The sequence below is a fragment of the Actinoallomurus iriomotensis genome, assembly GCF_030269445.1.
GTDB classification, from domain to species: domain Bacteria; phylum Actinomycetota; class Actinomycetes; order Streptosporangiales; family Streptosporangiaceae; genus Actinoallomurus; species Actinoallomurus iriomotensis.
The window spans coordinates 128,997-147,691 of record NZ_BSTJ01000004.1 but is presented as its reverse complement, the minus strand read 5'-3'; the positions used below and the strand labels follow the sequence as shown (position 1 = coordinate 147,691).

Sequence of the window (18,695 nt, the reverse complement as noted above, 5' to 3'; positions counted from 1 at the left end):
GCCACCGTTCGATCGCGCCGGGCCCGAGGGCGAAACCTGGCATTGACCCCCACTCAACCCCGCCGTAACATCCCAGCGAATCGATTCGCGAATCGGTTCGACACATCCTGCCACTCGCGGTTCGGCCCGGACCGAAGGAAGCCCGATGAGTTCGAGAGCAAGACTCGGCCGCCTCGCGGCCGCGGCCGCCACGGCCCTCGCGTTGCTGATCCCCCTGTCGGCGCCGGCTCAGGCCGCGACCGAGTCGATGAACGTGAACCTGGCCGCCACGACCGGACCGTCGACCGGTGTCGGCGAGGGATTCCTGTACGGCGTCAACCAGGACGGGACGCAGCCGCCGGACCAGTACCTGCAACCGCTCCGTCCCAACGCCTACCGCGCCGGCGGGCACGTGAACCGGGCCTGGATCGGGGACGGCTACCGGTACGGCTCCCAGACGCAGACGGACGTCAACACGGTGATCGCGCAGGCCAGGCGGCTCGCTCCGTACAACGCCGAGTTCCAGGTCATCGTCACCGACCTGTACGGCCTGGACGGAGGGCAGCCGTCCAACACCGTGTATCCGTGTGACAACGGGGACTGCTCCAACTGGGTGAGCTTCATCGACGCCACGGTGGGCGCGCTCCAGGCGTCGGGGCTGAAGTTCGCCTACGACATCGACAACGAGCCGGACATCTCCGTCTTCTGGACGCGAGGCGTGAACAGCACCCAGTACTTCCAGATGTGGGACACGGCGTACCGGGAGATCCGCCGCATCGCCCCGAACGCGAAGATCGTGGGGCCGTCGTTCGCCTTCACCCCGCTCGGCAACCGGAGCGAGTGGCAGACGTGGCTGGCGCACGTCAAGTCCGCCGGGACGGTGCCCGACGAGATCACCAACCACGACGAGGGCGACGTCGACGACCCGGTGGCCGTGTCACAGGCCCTCAACGGCGCGCTGGACTCCGCCGGAATCACGCGCCGCCCGCTGTCGGCGAACGAGTACCAGCCGGCGGACCGGCAGACCGCCGGAGTGACGGCCTGGTACCTGGCCCGCTTCGCCCAGTCCGGCTACACCAACGCGATGCGCGGCAACTGGGTCTGCTGCCTGATTCCCAACCTGACCGGCATCGTCGCGGTGAACGGCGGTAGCTTCGCGGCCACCGGCAACTGGTGGGCGTTCCGCACGTACGCCGACCTCACCGGCAGCCTGGTCGCCACCTCCGGGCAGGTCGGCAGCACGGCGATCTCCGCCGCGGAGGACAGCGCGAACAAACGCGCCGTCGCCGTCATCGGGGACTCGGGCGGCTACACCGGCGGCGCGTCCGTGACGTTCAGCGGGCTGTCGTCGGTGCCCTGGCTGGCGAACAACGGCAGCGTCCACGTCACCGTCTACCGCATCCCGGACCAGTCCCCGCTGGGCTCCCGCCCGGTCGTCCTCGACCAGGACATGAGCGCCGCCGGCGGCTCCGTCACCGTGCCTTTCACCTTCCAGGCCTCGCACGACGCGTTCGGTGTCTACCTGACGCCGGGGTCGGGCGGTGGCACGGCCGGTTCGTTCCCGAGTGGCTACCACCAGCTGGTGGTCGGTAACAACGGCTTGTGCCTGGATGTGTACGGCAATTCGGGTGCGTCGGGTGCGGCGATCGATCAGTGGTCGTGTAACGGTCAGTCGAATCAGCAGTTCCAGTTCGTGCCGGGGTCGAATGGTTTTGGGGAGTTGCAGGCGCAGAATTCTGGTCTGGTGGTGGCGGTTTCGGGTGGTTCTACGTCGCAGGGGGTTCCGGACGTCGTGCAGCAGGCCCGTGATGGTGGGGCGGGTTCGATGTGGAAGCCGGTGGTGCAGTCCGATGGGTCGTGGGCGTTCCAGAACCAGAACAGCGGGCTGTGCCTTGATGTGTACGGCGCGGGGAGCAACGCGGGTCAGCAGCTGGATCAGTGGCCGTGCAAGAACGCGGCGGGTGGCAACCAGGACTTCAACCCCCGCTGACGACCGGCCAATCCCATCTCGGAAAGACGGAGGTTCCCATGTCCTCAGTCCATGCCGGCCTGCGCCGGCCGGCCCGGCTGCTGGCCACGTGCCTGCTGGCCGTGGCGGCGGTCGTGCTCGCCTTGTGCGCGCAGACGGCGGTGAACAACGCCTCGGCGGCGTCGTTACCGTGTGACATCTACGCGGCCGGCGGGACACCGTGCGCGGCGGCGCACAGCACGACCCGCGCGCTGTTCGCCTCCTACAGCGGGCCGCTTTACCAGATCCAGCGCAAGTCCGATCAGAAGTACCTCGACATCAACCCGCTGTCGGCGGGCGGATACGTCGACGCGGCGCCGCAGGTGTCGTTCTGCGTCGGCACGTCGTGCACGATCACGAAGATCTACGACCAGACCACCAACCACAACGACATGCCGATCTCCTGGGGCGGTTACTGGAAGGGGCCCGGCCCGAACGGCGCGGACATCGGCGCGGACGCCATGGCACTGCCGGTCACCATCGGCGGGCACGCGGCGTACGGGATCAAGTCGACGCCCGGCACCGGGTACCGGGTCGACAACGCCAGAGGCGTGCCGACCGGCTCCCAGCCCGAAGGCATCTACATGGTGACCTCGTCGAACTACGTGAACCAGTGGTGCTGCTTCGACTACGGCAGCGGCGAGAACTCCCACACCGACACCGGCAACGCCACCATGAACGCGATCGAGTGGGGTACCGCCTGCTGGTTCGGCGGGTGCGTCGGATCGGGCCCATGGGTGGAGGCCGATCTGGAGAACGGGATGTACCACACCGGAACCGGGTCGAACAAGGATCCGAACAATTCCGGGGTGCACTTCCCGTTCGTCAGCGCGTGGGAGAAGAACAACGGCACCAGTAATTTCACTCTCAAATACGGCAACGCGGCCAGCGGGGGACTGACGACGCCGTATTCCGGCGCGTTGCCCAACGGCTATTCGCCGATGCGCACCGACAGTTCGATCCTGCTGGGCACCGGCGGAGACAACAGCGTCAGCGGCCAGGGCGAGTTCTTCGAGGGCGCCGTGACGAAGGGCTATCCGTCCGACGCGACGGAGAACGCGGTGCAGGCGAGTATCACGGCCGCGGGGTACGGGTCGGGCGGTGGCACGGGCGGTTCGTTCCCGAGTGGCTACCACCAGCTGGTGGTCGGTAACAACGGCTTGTGCGTGGATGTGTATGGGAACACGTCGATGTCGGGTGCGGCGATTGATCAGTGGTCGTGTAACGGTCAGTCGAATCAGCAGTTCCAGTTCGTGCCGGGGTCGAATGGTTTTGGGGAGTTGCAGGCGCAGAATTCTGGTCTGGTGGTGGCGGTTTCGGGTGGTTCGACGTCGCAGGGGGTTCCGGACATCGTGCAGCAGGCCCGTAACGGTGCGGCGGGTTCGATGTGGAAGCCGGTGGCGCAGTCCGATGGGTCGTGGGCGTTCCAGAACCAGAACAGCGGCCTGTGCCTGGACGTCTATGGCGCGGGGAGCAATGCGGGTCAGCAGCTGGATCAGTGGCCGTGCAAGAACGCGGCGGGTAGCAACCAGGACTTCAGCCCCCGCTGACGGCCGTCCCCCGACCGGCTGAGCGGAGCCGGGCCCCAAGGAGCAGAACTGTGCAGACCTCATCTCTCCGTCCAATCGGCCGTGTCGCCGGCGAAAGACGGCGGTCACCGGTCGCCGCGTATGTGGTGGCCGTTCTGGCCCTGCTGATCACGGCCGTGGCGGCGTGGTCGACACCGGCCTCGGCGGCCGGCACGGGCCCCTGTGACATCTACGCCGCGGGCGGCACGCCGTGCGTCGCCGCGCACAGCACGGTGCGCGCGCTCTACGGCTCGTACGGCGGCAACCTCTACCAGGTCCGGCGTTCCTCGGACAGCGCGACGAGGAACATCGGCGTCCTGAGCGCGGGCGGCTTCGCCGACGCCGCGGCCCAGGACTCCTTCTGCGCCGGCACCACATGCGTCATCACCGTCGTCTACGACCAGTCCGGGCATGGCAACGATCTGTGGTACCAGGGATCCAGCACGGTGCCCGGGTCCAGCCAGAGCAGCCCGGCGAAGGCGACGTCCGAGTCCCTGACGGTCGCCGGCAACAAGGCCTACTCGCTCTACATCAACCCCGGTAACAGCTACTGGAGGGACGGCCACTCGACGGGCGTACCGACCGGCACCGCGCCCGAGGGCATGTACATGGTGACCAGCGGCACGCACGTCAACGGTGGCTGCTGCTTCGACTACGGCAACAGCGAGACCGACCGCAAGGCGGACAACGCCGGCGCCATGGATGCGATCAACTTCAGCACCTCGTGCTGGTTCGGCGGCTGCTCCGGTTCGGGCCCCTGGGTGCAGGCGGACCTGGAGTGGGGGTTGTACCCCGGTGGAAGCCAGTCCTGGAACCCGAACCAGCAGGCCTTCACCAACCGGTACGTCACGGCGATGCTGAAGAACAACGGCACCTCGCGATTCGCCATCAAGGGCGGGGACGCCCAGTCCGGTGGTCTCACCACCCTGTGGGACGGCGGCCTTCCGAACGGGTACAGCCCCATGAAGAAGCAGGGCGCCATCGTGCTCGGCAGCGGCGGTGACTGCTGCAAGCCCGGTGGCGGCGCCAACCTCAGCGCCGGCACCTTCTACGAGGGCGCCATGGTCTCCGGCTACCCCTCCGACGCGACCGAGAACGCGGTGCAGGCCAACCTGGTGGCCGCAGGGTACGGGGCAGGGGGCGGCACGGGCGGCTCCTTCCCGAGCGGCTACCACCAGCTGGTGGTGGGCAACAACGGCCTGTGCCTGGACGTGTACGGCAATTCGGGTGCGTCGGGTGCCGCGATCGACCAGTGGTCGTGTAACGGGCAGAGCAACCAGCAGTTCCAGTTCCTGCCTGGGTCCAACGGTTATGGGGAGTTGCAGGCGCAGAACTCGGGTCTGGTGGTGGCCGTCGCGAACGGCTCGACCTCTCAGGGAGTGCCGGACATCGTGCAGCAGGCGCGCAACGGCGCGGCGGGTTCGATGTGGCGGCCGGTGGCGCAGTCCGATGGGTCGTGGGCGTTCCAGAACCAGAACAGCGGCCTGTGCCTCGACGTCTATGGCGCGGCGAGCAATACCGGCCAGCAGCTGGACCAGTGGCCGTGCAAGAACGTGGCCGGCGGAAACCAGGACTTCACTCCGCGCTGACGACGGGCCCCGAACCCGACACCCCGTTCTCCGGCAGGCGGGCGACGCCGAGGTCACGCCGCGCCCGCCTGCCGGCCAGCCGACCCGTGCGGTGAACGGCCGTGACCCCATCCGAAATGGAGGTACCGATGTGACCCGGAATGAAACCGCGCGCAGACCGAGAAACGGCCGGCCCGCCTTCGCGGCGGGGGTGGCGATGATCGTGGTGATGTTCATGGCGCTCGGCGCCGCGCCGGCTCGGGCGGCGACGACGCTGAAAAGCCTCGCCGAGGCGAAGGGGCGGTACTTCGGCACCGCGCTGACGGCCGGCGATCTGGGCGTCAGCGGCGAGATGAACGTCGCGACGGCGCAGTTCGACATGGTCACCCCGGGCAACGAGATGAAGTGGGACACGACCGAGCCCTCGAACGGGTCCTACAACTTCGGGCCGGGCGACCAGATCCTCAATTTCGCCCAGGCGCACGGCATGCGGGTGCGGGGGCACAACCTGGTGTGGCACGCCCAGTTACCGGGTTGGGTGTCCAGCCTTCCCTCAAACCAGGTCAAGTCGGCGATGGACGCGCACATCACGACCGAGGCGACCCACTACAAGGGGAAGGTGTACGCCTGGGATGTGGTGAATGAGCCGTTCAACGAGGACGGCAGCCTGCGGGCGGACGCGTTCTCCAACGCGATGGGCAGCGGGTACATCGCCGAGGCGTTGCGGACGGCGCACGCGGCCGACCCGAACGCGAAGCTGTATCTGAACGACTACAACATCGAAGGGGAGAACGCCAAGAGCAACGGGATGTACAACCTGGCGCAGTCGCTGCTGTCCCAGGGCGTCCCGCTGAACGGCATCGGACTGGAGAGTCACTTCATCGTCGGGCAGGTCCCCTCCTCGATGCCGGCCAACATGCAGCGGTTCGCCGCTCTCGGCCTGGACGTGGCCGTCACCGAGCTCGACGACCGCATCCAGCTGCCGGCCTCCGGTTCCGCCCTTGCGCAGCAGGCCACCGACTACGGCACCGTGGTCAACGACTGTCTGGCGGTGTCCCGCTGCGTCGGCGTCTCCCAGTGGGGCGTCGACGACGGGCACTCGTGGATTCCCGGCACGTTCCCCGGTTACGGTGCCGCCACGATGTACGACTCCAACTACCAGCCCAAACCGGCCTACAACGCCACCGTCACCGCTCTCGGCGGCTCCTCTTCGGGCGGTGGCGGCGGCGAACTGCACGCGGTGAGCGCGGGCAAGTGCCTCGACGTGCCGAACTCCAGCACCACGGCCGGTACCCAGCTGCAGATCTGGGCCTGCTCCGGCGCGAGCAACCAGATGTGGACGCACACCGCCGCGAACGAGCTCACCGTCCAGATCGGCGGCTCGACCCTCTGCCTGGACGCCTACAACAAGCAGATCTCGCCCGGAACGAAGGTCGAGACCTGGCCGTGCAACGGCGGCGCGAACCAGCAGTGGCAGCTCAACGCGAACGGCACCGTGACCGGTGTGCAGTCCGGCCTGTGCCTGGACGTGAGCGGAGCGTCGACCGCCAACGGCGCCCTGGTCCAGCTGTGGACCTGCAACGGCGGCGGCAACCAGCAGTGGACCCTCGGATGACGAGTGGCGACTCGCCGGTATGACGCCTGTGCCGGGCCGGCATCGTACGCCGGCCCGGCACGACCCGGACCGGGCGCCGCCGACGGCTCACCGTCCCGATCAGGGGGCGAGGCGGGGAGCGGTGCCCGTACTGGCCCGCAACACGATGGGAGGCACGAGGAGGCGGTCGCGCGCGGGAGCGCCGGCGATGCGCTCCAGCAACAGGTCGATGGCGATCCGGCCCATCTCCCGGGCGGGCACGTCGGCCGCGGTCAGCGCCGGGGTCACCGCGTCGGCCCACCGGGCGCCGGCGATGCCCGTGACGGACATGTCACGCGGGATCGTACGGCCCGCGGCGGTGATCCCTCGGTACAGCCCGCCCAGGGACGCCTCGTTGACGGTGACGATGCCGGTGGTCTCGGGATGGTCGGCCAGGATCCGTGCCGCGCACCGCTCGCCGCCCATGGCGTCGTCCTCACAGGGGTAGGCGGCGCCGTTCAGGCCGAGCTCGCGGACGGCCAGATCGAATCCGTCCTGCCCGCGGTGGGCCGACTCGTACCCCGACCGCAGGAGCGCCTCGGACCGGTTGACGAACGCCAGCCGCCGGTGGCCCAGGTCGGACAGATGCTGCACACACCGGCGTACCAGGGTTCGGTAGTCCAGATCGACCCAGGCCGTGCCGTCAGGGTCGCTGATGCGGCCGATCGTGACGAAGGGGAAGGCGCTCTCGCGCATCCGCTCGACGCGGGCGTCGTGCAGCCGGATCTCCATGAGGATCGCGCCGTCGACGCGCCGCTCTCCGATCAGACGCTGGAAGGATCGTTCCTCGCCCGCGTCGGCCACGGACAACAGCACGTCGTAGTCGCGGCCCGCGGCGGCCTCCGTGACCCCACCGATGAAGTCGAGCTGCATGTCGGTGTAGTGGTTGCCGGCGGGCGGGAAGACCAGGCCAAGGGTCCTGGTCTCGCCACGGGCCAGCGCGCGGGCGGAGGCGTTCGGCCGGTACCCCATCTCTTCGATCACCCGCTGGATGCGCCGGCGCGTGCTCTCCGAGACCGGCCGCTTACCGGACAGAGCGTACGAGACGGTGCTGCGCGAGACCTTGGCGCGGCGCGCCACCTCACCGATGTTCACCGACGATGTTTCGAACCGACTCAAACATGCCTCCGGAGCAGAGTTCGCGGACGGCCGACCGTCGCATGGGCGCGAACCGGTTCGGAGGTGGCCAGTCTACGCCGGGCCGCCATCCGGGCCCAGGGGTGCGGGGCGCGTCGGCCTCGTACGCGACGGCCGCACCGGGCGGGCATCTCGCTGACCACCACTGGGGAACGGCCGATCCGATCCTGCGCCGTCGCCCCGGCCGGCGAACCGGCCGCGGCCCATTGACCCCACGGGGATGCGGGCTTATGTTCGGGCGAACCGACGCGAACCGGTTCGACTCCCCGTGCGAAGAGCGGTGCGGAAGCCGTCCGGTCCGGCGGGCGCCGAACGCGCGAGAGGGGAGAATCCCGTGAGGACACGACCGTTGTGGCGACACGTCGCCGGTCTCGGACTGGTCGCCGCCGTACTGTCCGGCGGCGTGGCCGGCTGCGCGTCATCGGACGACGGAGCCGGATCCCGGTCGGGGAGCGGTACGTACACGATCTGGGACCCCTATCCCCAGTTCGACAAGGGCTCGGCATGGGCGCGGCTGCTCGACAGGTGCGGCGGCGACGCGGGAGTGACCGTCAGGCGGACCGGTTTCGACACGACCGACCTGACGACCAAGGCCCTGCTCGCCGCGCAACAGGGCAACGCCCCCGATGTGCTGGTCGTCGACAACCCCGTGGTCTCCACTCTCGCCGAGGCGGGCGTGCTCGTCCCCAACGACCAGGCGCGGATCGTCACGTCCGCGATCGAGCCGAACCTGCTCGGCGCCGGACGGGTCGGCGGGCAGACGTACGGCGTCCCGATCGGCGCCAACACCCTCGCCCTCTTCTACAACAAGGCGGTCCTCAAGAGCGCCGGCGTCGACGCCGCGTCGGTGCGGGACTGGGCCTCCCTGACCACCGCGCTGGCCAAAATCACCGCGGCGGGAAAGAAGGGCATCACGTTCTCGGCCATCGGCACTGAGGAGGGCAGCTTCCAGTTCCTGCCGTGGTTCTGGGGCGCGGGCGCCCAGTTGACCCGGCTGGACTCCCCGGCCGGTGTGGCGGCGCTGTCGCTGTGGACCGGCTGGCTGAGGAAGGGGTACGCGCCGAACTCGGTGTTGAACAACACCCAGACGACGAGTTGGCAGGAGTTCGCGACCGGCAGGTACGCGTTCGGCGAGAACGGCACCTGGCAGCTCGCGAACGCCGAGAGGGTGGGCTTCGACTACGGCATCATCCCCATACCGGCCGAGCACGGCGGCACCGCACCGGCGCCGACGGGCGGCGAGTTCGTCACGGTCCCCGTACAGAGGAAGACCAGCCGATACGCGACCTCGGAGAAGCTGGTGGCCTGCCTGACCAACACCGGCAATCTGTACACGACCGACAGGACGCTGTCGTACGTCGCACCGACCGGCGTGGTGCAGGCCAAGCAGGTCGCGTCGGAGCCCGGCCTGAAGGTGTGGGTGGACGCCGTACGTGCGGCGAAGGCGCGCACCGGCGACGGCCTGGGCACCAAGTACCCCAAGATCTCCCAGCCGATGTGGACGGCGGTGCAGGCGGCGCTCAGCGGATCGAAGCCGCCGCAGGCGGCACTGTCGGCCGCGCAGTCCGCGGCGGCCGCCGCGACTCGGTGAGCCCCGGCTCGCGACGAGGGGACGGCGGAATGAGCGACCTGATCCGGGCGCCGGGGGAGGCGCGGCGACGGCGGCCGGCGGACGGACACGGCGACGCGGCCGGCACGGCGGCGGCCCGGGCGCACGCGCGGGCTCGGCCGGCGCGGGCCCGCTCGGGCCGGTGGACGGCCTGGGCGTTCCTCGCCCCGGTCCTCGCGTACCTCGTGCTCTTCTACGCGTACCCGCTGTACCGCAACCTCGACCTGAGCCTGCGGAACTACACGGTGCGGTCGTTCGTGCGTGGCGGCGCGCCGTTCACCGGGGCGAAGAACTACACCACCGTCGTCCACGACCCGATCTTCGTGCCCGCGCTGGTGCACACCATGGTCTTCACGCTGGTGTCGCTGGCGTTCCAGTTCACGATCGGCATGGGGCTGGCCGTGTTCTTCAGCCGGCACTTCCGGCTGTCGGCGACGTTGCGCGCGCTGTTCCTCGTACCGTGGCTGCTGCCGTTGATCGTGTCGGCGTCCACGTGGTCGTGGATGCTGAACAGCGACTCCGGCGTCGTGAACGCCATGCTGCACCGGCTCGGGATCGGTCCGGTCAACTGGCTCACGTCTCCGCAGTGGTCGCTGACGTCGGTGATCATCGCGAACATCTGGATCGGCGTCCCGTTCAACCTGGTCGTGCTCTACAGCGGGCTGCAGACGATCCCCGTCTCGCTGTACGAGGCCGCCGCCCTGGACGGGGCGAACGGCTGGCAGCGGTTCTGGCGGGTGACCTTCCCGCTGCTCCGGCCGGTCTCCGCCATCACCCTCCTCCTCGGCCTCATCTACACCCTGAAGGTGTTCGACATCATCTGGATCATGACGAGGGGCGGACCGGCCGGCTCGTCGACCACGTTCGCCACCTGGTCGTACCGGCTGGGGTTCGGGACTCTGCTGCCCTCGTTCGGGCCCGGCGCGGCCGTCGGCAACCTGCTGATCGTGATCGCGCTGGTGTTCGGCCTGCTGTACGTCCGGCTCCAGCGAAGGCGGCAATCGATATGACCGGCAGGGCCACCTGGTGGAAGACGGCCATCGGCCTGGTGCTGACCGCTCTGATGCTCTTCCCCGTCTACTGGATGATCAACGTGTCGTTCACCCGTGACCGGGACATGCGCAAGAGCCCGCCCGACTGGTTCCCGGTCCACGGCACGGTCGCGGGGTATCGGGCCGTCGTCGACCAGCAACTGCCCCACCTCGGCACGAGCTTGTTCATCGGTGCCGGCACCGTCGTGCTGACCCTGCTGGTGTCGGCGCCGGCCGGATACTCGATGGCCAAGCTCCGCCCGCGCGGTGCCGGCGTGCTGGGCTTCGTGCTTCTGATCGCGCAGATGGTGCCCGGGATCATCATGGCGATGGGCTTCTACTCCATCTACCTCTCGCTCGGCGTGCTCGACAACCCGGTGGGTCTGGTCGTCGCCGACTCCACCATCGCCGTCCCGTTCGGAGTACTGGTCTTCGCCGCGTTCATGACCGGGATCCCCGACGAGCTGCTGCAGGCGGCCACGATCGACGGGGCCGGCCGGTTGCGGATCTTCTGGTCGATCGTCCTGCCGGTGAGCCGCAACGCGATCGTCACGGTCTCGCTCTTCTCGTTTCTGTGGGCGTGGTCCGACTTCGTCTTCGCCAGCACCCTCGACGGCGGCGGTGACCGTCGGCCGATCACCCTCGGGATCTACCACTACATCGGCAACAACGACCAGCAGTGGAACGCCATCATGGCGACCGCCGTCGTGGCCTCGATTCCCGCCACCGCACTCCTGATCATCGCCCAGCGCTATGTCGCGGCGGGCGTCACGGCCGGAGCGGTGAAGGACTGACGGCTCGCCCCGAGAGAAACGAGAAAGCCCGAACATGTCGATCCCGGCCTTCTCCGTCCAGGAGATCCCCTTCAGCTATCACGGCTCGTGGTTCGGCGTCTCCCCGGTCGTCGCGCCGCACACGTATGCCGACGACCTGCATCTCGTCTCACACCAGACGGGGATGCACCCCGTGCTCCGTTTCGTCCCCACGGTGGGCGGAGCTCGCGTCGAGGCGACGGTCGAGGCGACACCGAGCCGGCTGTCCTGGGTCCACGGCCGCGGCCGCGTGGACCTGGCCTATGGGCGGGCCGACGCCATCCGGCTGCGGGGACGAGGGCTCGGCCTGCGTGTCAGCTCGGCCGAACCCGAGCTGACGCCCTTCAGCGGCACCTACCTCTACCGCGACCCGGTCGACGGCGCGCACGTGTTCACCTCGTACGAGACCGGCCGGCGCTACCGGGTGACCGTGCTGACCGGCCGTCCGCCCGAGGCCGCGGGCGTCCAGGCGCTGGGACGGGCTGAGCGAGGGCTCCATCTGGCCGACGACGGCGGCCCCTGGGAGATCCTCGTCGAGGAGGCCGACGGCGAGCGCGAGCCGTACGCGCCCTCCGCCACGTTCGACGAGGTCGTCGCGTCGGTGGAGGCGGAGTTCGCGGTCTTCGTCGACGCGGTCGCGCCGTGGCGCAGCGCCGACACGCCGGCCGCTGAGCTCGCCGCGTACGTGCTGTGGTCCGCCACGGTGCGGCCGGCGGGCTTCCTGAAACGCCCGGCGGTGCTCATGTCGAAACACTGGATGGACAAGGTCTGGAGCTGGGATCACTGCTTCAACGCGCTCGCGCTGGCGAACGGCGTGCCGGAGCTGGCGCTGGACCAGTTCCGTCTCGTGTTCGACCATCAGAACGGAGCGGGCTGCCTGCCCGACTCGGTGACCCACTCCGAGGTCCTCTACAACTTCGTGAAGCCCCCCATCCACGGCTGGGCCTTCCGCCGCCTCAGGGAACGCCTTCCCCACGACGTCGACCGGGCCGTCGTGTCGCTCGTGTACCGGCAGCTCGAGGCGTGGACGAACTTCTGGCTCACCGCCCGGGTCGCGCCCGGCGACACCCTTCCGCACTACCACCATGGCAACGACAGCGGCTGGGACAACGCGACGACCTTCGACCCGGACCACGTCATCCAGACCTCGGACCTGGCGGCGTTCCTCGTCCTGCAGATGCGCGAGCTCGCCGATCTCGCCCGCGAGCTGGGGCTCGAAGCGGACGCCGTCGCCTGGCGCCGGGCCGCGGACCGGATGTGCGACGCGATGCTGCGGCAGTTGTGGGCGGGGGACCGGTTCGTGGCCCGGGCGGTCGGGTCGCGGCACACCTGGATGAGTTCCAGCCTGCTCGACCTCATGGCGATCGTCCTGGGTGACGCATTGGCCACCGGGCCGCGCACCGCGCTCGCCGAACGGATCCGGGCGCATCTCACCCCGCACGGCCTCGCCTCCGAGCTGTCGTCATCCGGCCACTATCGGCCCGACGGCTACTGGCGCGGCCCCATCTGGGCGCCGTCCACCGTCCTCATCGAGGACGGCCTGCGCCGAGGCGGGTTCACCGACCTCGCCGCCGACGTCAGCAGTCGCTTCCGCGCCCTGTGCGAGCGATCCGGTTTCGCGGAGAACTTCGACGCCCTGACCGGCGAAGGGCTTCGCGACCGCGCCTACACCTGGACCGCGAGCGGCTACCTGATTCTGGCGGAGGCGTACGAGCGACGCCGTGCCTCGGCGCCGCGGTGACCGCCTTGCCGCCGTACGCTCGTCCGCCCCGATGAAAACCGCGGTGAAAGCAGAGCGCCGTTCTGAGCCGGGCGGCGGGTGTGCTCCGACCCGCTCACCAGCGCGAATGGTCGGCGCGCACCATTTGACGCCGCCTTGCCGAGAAGCGCGAAGAAGGGGACGTTGACCGGTTTTCGCCGCGAGTCGTAACCTCCCGTCGAATCGGTTGCGCGAATCGATTCGACGACTTCATCGACGTCGCCGGTCGAGCGGTGTCGCCCACATGCACGTGCTGAGGTGAGTGATGCGCGGACACATCCTGCGATGGGCCGGTGCGCTGGCCGCGCTTCTCCTTGCGGTGGGTTCGCTCACCGCGGCTCGTACGGCCGCCTACGCCGAGTCCAACGGTGGCGTGAGGGTCATGCCGCTCGGTGACTCGATCACCGATGGCATCACCGTGCCCGGCGCGTACCGGACCGGCCTTTGGCAGCGGTTCGTCAACGACGGGTACAAGGTCGACTTCGTCGGGTCGCTGTCCGGAGGTCCGGCCACTCTCGGCGACCACGACCACGAGGGGCACTCGGGCTGGCGCATCGACCAGATCGACGCGAACATCGCCGGCTGGCTGCGCACCTACACGCCGCACACCGTGCTGCTGCACATCGGCACCAACGACGTCATCCAGAACCACGACGTGGGCGGCGCCCCCGCCCGGCTTTCGGCGCTGATCGACCACATCACCGCGAACGCGCCGACCGCCGAGGTCTTCGTCGCGACGATCATCCCGCTCGCCAACGCGGGCCAGGAGGCGAACGTCCGCACGTTCGACGCCGCGATTCCCGGCATCGTGCAGAGCAAGGCCGCCGCCGGGCAGCACGTGCATCTGGTCGACATGCACTCCGCGCTGACCACCGCGGACCTGGCCGACGGCGTGCATCCGAACGCCACCGGTTACGACAAGATGGCCGCCACCTGGTACGCCGCCCTGAAGTCGGTGCCCGGCAGCATCGGCGACGCCACCGGCACCACGTCCGGGGCGATCCACGCCGTCGGGGCGGGCCGGTGCCTGGACGTCCCGAACGCCACGCGGACCAACGGCACCCAGCTGCAGATCTACGACTGCAACGGCGGCGCCGGCCAGACCTGGTCCTCCTCGGGCGGCCGGCTCACCGTCTACGGCGGCGCCAAGTGCCTGGACGCGTACGACAACCGGACCACCGCGGGCACCAAGGTCGAGATCTGGGACTGCAACGGCGGCGCGAACCAGCAGTGGCAGCTCAACGCGAACGGCACCATCACCGGCGTCCAGTCCGGCCTGTGCCTGGACGTGACCGGAGCCTCGACCGCCAACGGCGCCCCGGTCCAGCTGTGGACCTGCAACGGCGGCAGCAACCAGAAGTGGAGCCTGAGCTAGCCGACCGCCTACCGAACGACGACGAAGGAAGACCCGATGAAAGCGAAGATCCTTCTCATCCCCGCCATGGTCGCGGCGCTCGTCGTGCTCGCGCTGGGCGGAACGGCGCTCGCCGGCGGCGTCCGGGGAACACCGCCGTCCGCCGTCCGCCCCGCGGCGGCGACCGCCGGATGCGGCAAGGCCCCGACCCTCGCGAGCGGTACGCACACGATCCAGAGCGGCGGCCAGAACCGCAGCTACATCCTGCGGGTGCCCGCCGGCTACGACAGCAACCACCCGTACCGGCTGGTCTTCGGGTTCCACTGGAACGGCGGCACGGCGAACGACGTCGACTCTGGCGGCACCGACGGCTACAACTGGTCCTACTACGGCCTGCGCCGGCTGGCGGACGGCGACGGCAACACCACGATCTTCGTGGCCCCCCAGGGCATCAACAACGGCTGGGCCAACTCCGGCGGCCAGGACCTGACCTTCGTCGACGACCTGCTCCGCCAGCTCGAAGGCGGCCTGTGCGTCGACACCTCCCAGGTGTTCTCCTCCGGGTTCAGCTACGGCGGCGCGATGACGTACGCGCTCGCCTGCGCCCGGCCCACCGTCTTCCGCGCGGTCGCGGTCTACTCCGGCGCGAACCTCAGCGGATGCAGCGGCGGGACGCAGCCCGTCGCCTACATCGGACTGCACGGCATCCGGGACAACGTCCTGCCCATCGCGTCGGGCCGCGCCCTGCGCGACACGTTCGTGCGGAACAACGGCTGCACGGCACAGAACCCGCCCGAGCCGGCGAACGGCAGCCTGACGCACATCGTGACCGCCTACTCGGGCTGCCGGACCGGGTACCCGGTCGTGTGGGCCGCGTTCGACGGGGCGGGGCACGACCCCGGCCCGATCGACGGCTGTACCTGTGACGGCTGGCGGACCTGGACCAGCGGCGTGGTCTGGAGCTTCTTCACGCAGTTCGCCGGCGGCGGGTCCTCGCCGCCGCCTCCTCCCTCGACGTCGGCCCTCGTCAACACCGCCTCCGGCCGATGCCTGGACGTGCCGAACGCCTCGCAGGCCAACGGCACGCAGGTCGAGCTGTGGGACTGCAACGGCGGCACGAACCAGCAGTGGACGCCGACCTCGGCCCGGCAACTCCAGGTGTACGGCGGCAAGTGCCTCGACGCCTCGGGCGCCGGCACCTCGCCCGGCACGAAGGTGATCATCTGGGACTGCAACGGCCAGGCCAACCAGCAGTGGACCGTGAACGCCGACGGGACCGTCGTCGGCGCGCAGTCCGGCCTGTGTCTCGACGCCAACGGCGCCGGGACCGCCAACGGCACCCTGATCGTGCTGTGGACCTGCAACGGCGGGGGCGACCAGAAGTGGACCCGGAGATGACGCTCCCGCCGGCCGCGGTCGCCCGGCCCTGCGAACCCTCCGACGGAAAGGACGGATCATGAGCGATCACCCTCGGCGCGACGGCCGCTGGAAGGCGGCGGTCGCCTCGGTGGCCATGGCCTGCACGGCCGTGGCGGCCGGCCTCCTCGCCACCGGGGACGCCCGCGCCGGCGCGCTGTCCGGCACCCTGTACCGCGACCCGACCACGCAGGTGGTGCGCTGGGTGCAGGCCAACCCGAACGACTCGCGTACTCCCGTCATCCGCGACAAGGTCGCCAGCCAGCCGCAGGCCCACTGGCTCTCCTCGTTCAACCCCGGCACGGTCACCTCCGAGGTGTCCGGTGTCGTCTCCGCGGCGAACGCCGCGAACCAGATCCCGGTCTTCTCGGTGTACGAGATCCCCAACCGGGACTGCGGCGGCGCCAGCGCCGGTGGTGCCCCCGACCTCGGGCAGTACCAGCAGTGGATCAGCGCCTTCGCCCAGGGCCTGGGCGGCCGGACGGTCATCGTCGCGCTGGAGACCGACGCGCTGGCCCTGCAGACCTGCCTGAGCGGCTCGGAGGTCACGGCCCGCGACCAGGCGATCTCCCAGGCGGTGCAGACGGTCAAACGCGCCGACGCGAACGCCAAGGTCTACCTCGACGGAGGCCACTCGGCCTGGAACTCCGCCGCCGAGCAGGGCAGCCGGCTGAAGGCCGCCGGCGTCCAGTACGCCGACGGCTTCTTCACCGACGTCTCGAACTTCCAGCCGCTGGCGAACGAGGCCGCGTACGGCCGGTCGATCATCTCCTACCTGCAGTCCCAGGGCATCTCCGGCAAGCACCAGATCATCGACACCAGCCGCGACGGCGGCGCGGTCGGCGCGGCGGGCGACTGGTGCGGCGACGACAACACCGACCACCGCATCGGCGCCTACCCCACCCTCGGCACCGGCGACCAGAACATCGACGGCTACCTGTGGATCAAACCGCCGGGCGAAGCCGACGGATGCGTCTACGCGGCCGGCAGCTTCGTCCCGGACCTCGCTTACAACCTCGCCAGCTCGGCTCCGAACCCGCCGGGCTCGACCGACCCGCCACCGGATGGGCGTACGTGCGCGGCGGCCTACCAGACGACGAGTTCGTGGCAGGGCGGGTTCCAGGGCCAGATCACCGTCACCGCCGGATCCTCGGCGATCAGCGGCTGGAAGCTCACCTTCACCCTGCCGAGCGGAGTGACGATCAACCAGCTGTGGAACGGCACGCTGACCACCAGCGGTTCCACCGCGACCGTCACCAACGTCTCCTGGAACGGCGCGCTCGCCGCGGGCGGCACCGCCCAGCCCGGCTTCACCGCCAGTGGCGCGGCCTCGTCCCTCACCGTCACCTGCACGGCGTCGTGAAAGGAATCCGACCATGAGAACTGTCGCCCGGCTCCACCGGGTATGGGCGCTCGTCTCCGTGGTGTCCGCCGCCGCCACGGTCGCCGGGGCCGCCCTGCTGGTTCCCCGGCCCGCGCAGGCCGCCTCCACGCTCGGCGCCCAGGCCGCGACGTCCGGACGCTACTTCGGCACCGCGGTGGCCGCCGGCCGGCTCGGCGACTCGACGTACTCCACGATCCTCGACCGGGAATTCAACATGATCACCCCGGAGAACGAGATGAAGTGGGACACCACCGAGCCGTCCCGCGGCTCGTTCAACTTCGGCCCCGCCGACCAGATCGTCAACCATGCCCAGGCACACGGGCAGCGCATGCGCGGCCACACGCTCGTGTGGTACCAGCAACTGCCCGGCTGGGTCAGCTCCATCGGTGACGCGAACACGCTGCGCAGCGTGATGGACAACCACATCACCACCGAGATGACCCACTTCAAGGGAAAGATCTATGCCTGGGACGTGGTGAACGAGGCGTTCGCCGACGGCAGCACCCAGCACCGGAGCTCGGTCTTCCAGAACGTGCTGGGCAACGGCTTCATCGAAGAGGCGTTCCGCACCGCCCGGGCCGCCGACCCCTCGGCGAAGCTCTGTTACAACGACTACAACATCGAGAACTGGTCCGACGCCAAGACCCAGGGCGTGTTCGCCATGGTCAAGGACTTCAAGGCCCGTGGTGTGCCGATCGACTGCGTCGGTTTCCAGAGCCACTTCGGTTCGGGCGGTCCGCCGGCGAGCTTCCAGACCACGCTGCAGAACTTCGCCGCCCTCGGCGTCGACGTCCAGCTCACCGAGCTCGACATCGCCCAGGCACCGGCGAGCGCCTACTCCAATACGGTCAAGGACTGCGTGAACGTCTCCCGCTGCGCGGGCATCACCGTGTGGGGCATCCGCGACAGCGACTCCTGGCGCTCCGGCGACAACCCGCTGCTGTTCGACGGCAACGGCAACAAGAAGGCCGCCTATGACGCGGTGCTGTCCGCGCTCGGCGGCGGTGTCCCGTACGGCGGCGGAGATTCACCCACCCCGCCGCCATCGGGGGACGGCGGGTGCTCGGTGAAGTACACGATCAGCTCGCAGTGGACCGGCGGGTTCGGCGCGAACGTGGAGGTGAGCAATCTCGGCGATCCGGTCTCGAGCTGGACGTTGACCTGGTCGTTCGGCGCCGGCCAGCAGGTCACCCAGGCGTGGAACGCCACCGTGACCCAAAGCGGTTCGAACGTGACCGCCAAGAACGTCTCCTACAACGGCTCCCTGCCCACGAACGGCAGCACGAGCTTCGGGTTCAACGGCTCCTGGAACAGCGGCAACCCGGTACCCACGAACTTCGCGCTCAACGGCACCGCCTGCACCACCGGCTGATCACCCCTCAGGCGCCGGCCGGACGTGCGAACGACGCGTCCGGCCGGTGCCCCGCCCCGCCGAAA

Annotated in this window: 13 protein-coding genes; 12 read left to right on the top strand and 1 reads right to left on the bottom strand. The window is 69.5% G+C overall.

Going from position 1 to position 18,695, the window contains the following annotated elements; translation table 11 throughout:
- Positions 1–145: 145 nt before the first annotated feature.
- The 4 genes from QSK37_RS18030 to QSK37_RS18015 all read left to right on the top strand — a co-directional run bounded on the left by QSK37_RS18030 (position 146) and on the right by QSK37_RS18015 (position 6,738).
- On the top strand, positions 146–1,969 hold the full coding sequence (locus QSK37_RS18030; RefSeq protein ID WP_285622312.1) for an RICIN domain-containing protein: 1,824 nt from the start codon (positions 146–148) through the stop codon (positions 1,967–1,969).
- Positions 1,970–2,070: 101 nt separating this feature from the next.
- Positions 2,071–3,537 carry an arabinofuranosidase catalytic domain-containing protein gene (locus tag QSK37_RS18025; protein WP_285622310.1) on the top strand — a complete coding sequence of 489 codons (1,467 nt, stop codon included), beginning with the start codon at positions 2,071–2,073 and terminating at the stop codon, positions 3,535–3,537.
- A gap of 50 nt (positions 3,538–3,587) precedes the next feature.
- Positions 3,588–5,144, top strand: a complete 1,557-nt coding sequence (locus tag QSK37_RS18020) for an arabinofuranosidase catalytic domain-containing protein (RefSeq protein WP_285622308.1) — start codon at positions 3,588–3,590, stop codon at positions 5,142–5,144.
- A 130-nt stretch (positions 5,145–5,274) separates the two neighbouring features.
- A complete protein-coding gene (locus QSK37_RS18015) occupies positions 5,275–6,738 on the top strand; it encodes an endo-1,4-beta-xylanase (RefSeq protein ID WP_285622305.1) in 1,464 nt (487 codons plus the stop codon).
- A 99-nt stretch (positions 6,739–6,837) separates the two neighbouring features.
- On the opposite strand, the gene QSK37_RS18010 is transcribed toward QSK37_RS18015, so the two are convergent.
- On the bottom strand, positions 6,838–7,851 hold the full coding sequence (locus tag QSK37_RS18010; protein WP_285622301.1) for a LacI family DNA-binding transcriptional regulator: 1,014 nt from the start codon (positions 7,849–7,851) through the stop codon (positions 6,838–6,840).
- 376 nt (positions 7,852–8,227) lie between these two features.
- On the opposite strand from QSK37_RS18010, the gene QSK37_RS18005 reads away from it, so the two are divergent.
- From QSK37_RS18005 to QSK37_RS17970, 8 genes are all read left to right on the top strand, one after another.
- Entirely contained in the window at positions 8,228–9,484 is a 1,257-nt protein-coding gene (locus tag QSK37_RS18005) for a sugar ABC transporter substrate-binding protein (protein WP_285622297.1), read from the top strand.
- Positions 9,485–9,513: 29 nt separating this feature from the next.
- Positions 9,514–10,512: a carbohydrate ABC transporter permease gene (locus tag QSK37_RS18000; RefSeq protein WP_285622294.1), complete on the top strand. Its 999-nt coding sequence runs from the start codon at positions 9,514–9,516 to the stop codon at positions 10,510–10,512.
- Complete coding sequence (locus tag QSK37_RS17995; RefSeq protein WP_285622291.1) at positions 10,509–11,327, top strand: carbohydrate ABC transporter permease; 819 nt, start codon at positions 10,509–10,511, stop codon at positions 11,325–11,327. Before QSK37_RS18000 ends, QSK37_RS17995 begins: the two co-directional genes overlap by 4 nt.
- Before the next feature lie 34 nt (positions 11,328–11,361).
- A complete protein-coding gene (locus QSK37_RS17990) occupies positions 11,362–13,086 on the top strand; it encodes an amylo-alpha-1,6-glucosidase (RefSeq protein ID WP_285622289.1) in 1,725 nt (574 codons plus the stop codon).
- Between the two features lie 283 nt (positions 13,087–13,369).
- Positions 13,370–14,479: a ricin-type beta-trefoil lectin domain protein gene (locus tag QSK37_RS17985; protein ID WP_285622286.1), complete on the top strand. Its 1,110-nt coding sequence runs from the start codon at positions 13,370–13,372 to the stop codon at positions 14,477–14,479.
- A 36-nt stretch (positions 14,480–14,515) separates the two neighbouring features.
- Positions 14,516–15,856 carry an RICIN domain-containing protein gene (locus QSK37_RS17980; protein ID WP_285622284.1) on the top strand — a complete coding sequence of 447 codons (1,341 nt, stop codon included), beginning with the start codon at positions 14,516–14,518 and terminating at the stop codon, positions 15,854–15,856.
- A gap of 58 nt (positions 15,857–15,914) precedes the next feature.
- Positions 15,915–17,237, top strand: coding sequence for a glycoside hydrolase family 6 protein (locus tag QSK37_RS17975; RefSeq protein WP_285622281.1), 1,323 nt, complete (start codon positions 15,915–15,917; stop codon positions 17,235–17,237).
- Positions 17,238–17,250: 13 nt separating this feature from the next.
- Positions 17,251–18,630, top strand: coding sequence for a glycoside hydrolase family 10 protein (locus QSK37_RS17970; protein ID WP_285622279.1), 1,380 nt, complete (start codon positions 17,251–17,253; stop codon positions 18,628–18,630).
- Positions 18,631–18,695 lie beyond the last annotated feature (65 nt).

Bases quoted from the DNA above. Each gene is read 5' to 3' on its own strand.
- QSK37_RS18030 (WP_285622312.1), top strand. From the start codon at position 146: ATGAGTTCGAGAGCAAGACTCGGCCGCCTCGCGGCCGCGGCCGCCACG.
- QSK37_RS18000 (WP_285622294.1), top strand. From the start codon at position 9,514: ATGAGCGACCTGATCCGGGCGCCGGGGGAGGCGCGGCGACGGCGGCCG.
- QSK37_RS17995 (WP_285622291.1), top strand. From the start codon at position 10,509: ATGACCGGCAGGGCCACCTGGTGGAAGACGGCCATCGGCCTGGTGCTG.
- QSK37_RS17990 (WP_285622289.1), top strand. From the start codon at position 11,362: ATGTCGATCCCGGCCTTCTCCGTCCAGGAGATCCCCTTCAGCTATCAC.
- QSK37_RS17985 (WP_285622286.1), top strand. From the start codon at position 13,370: ATGCGCGGACACATCCTGCGATGGGCCGGTGCGCTGGCCGCGCTTCTC.
- QSK37_RS17980 (WP_285622284.1), top strand. From the start codon at position 14,516: ATGAAAGCGAAGATCCTTCTCATCCCCGCCATGGTCGCGGCGCTCGTC.
- QSK37_RS17975 (WP_285622281.1), top strand. From the start codon at position 15,915: ATGAGCGATCACCCTCGGCGCGACGGCCGCTGGAAGGCGGCGGTCGCC.
- QSK37_RS17970 (WP_285622279.1), top strand. From the start codon at position 17,251: ATGAGAACTGTCGCCCGGCTCCACCGGGTATGGGCGCTCGTCTCCGTG.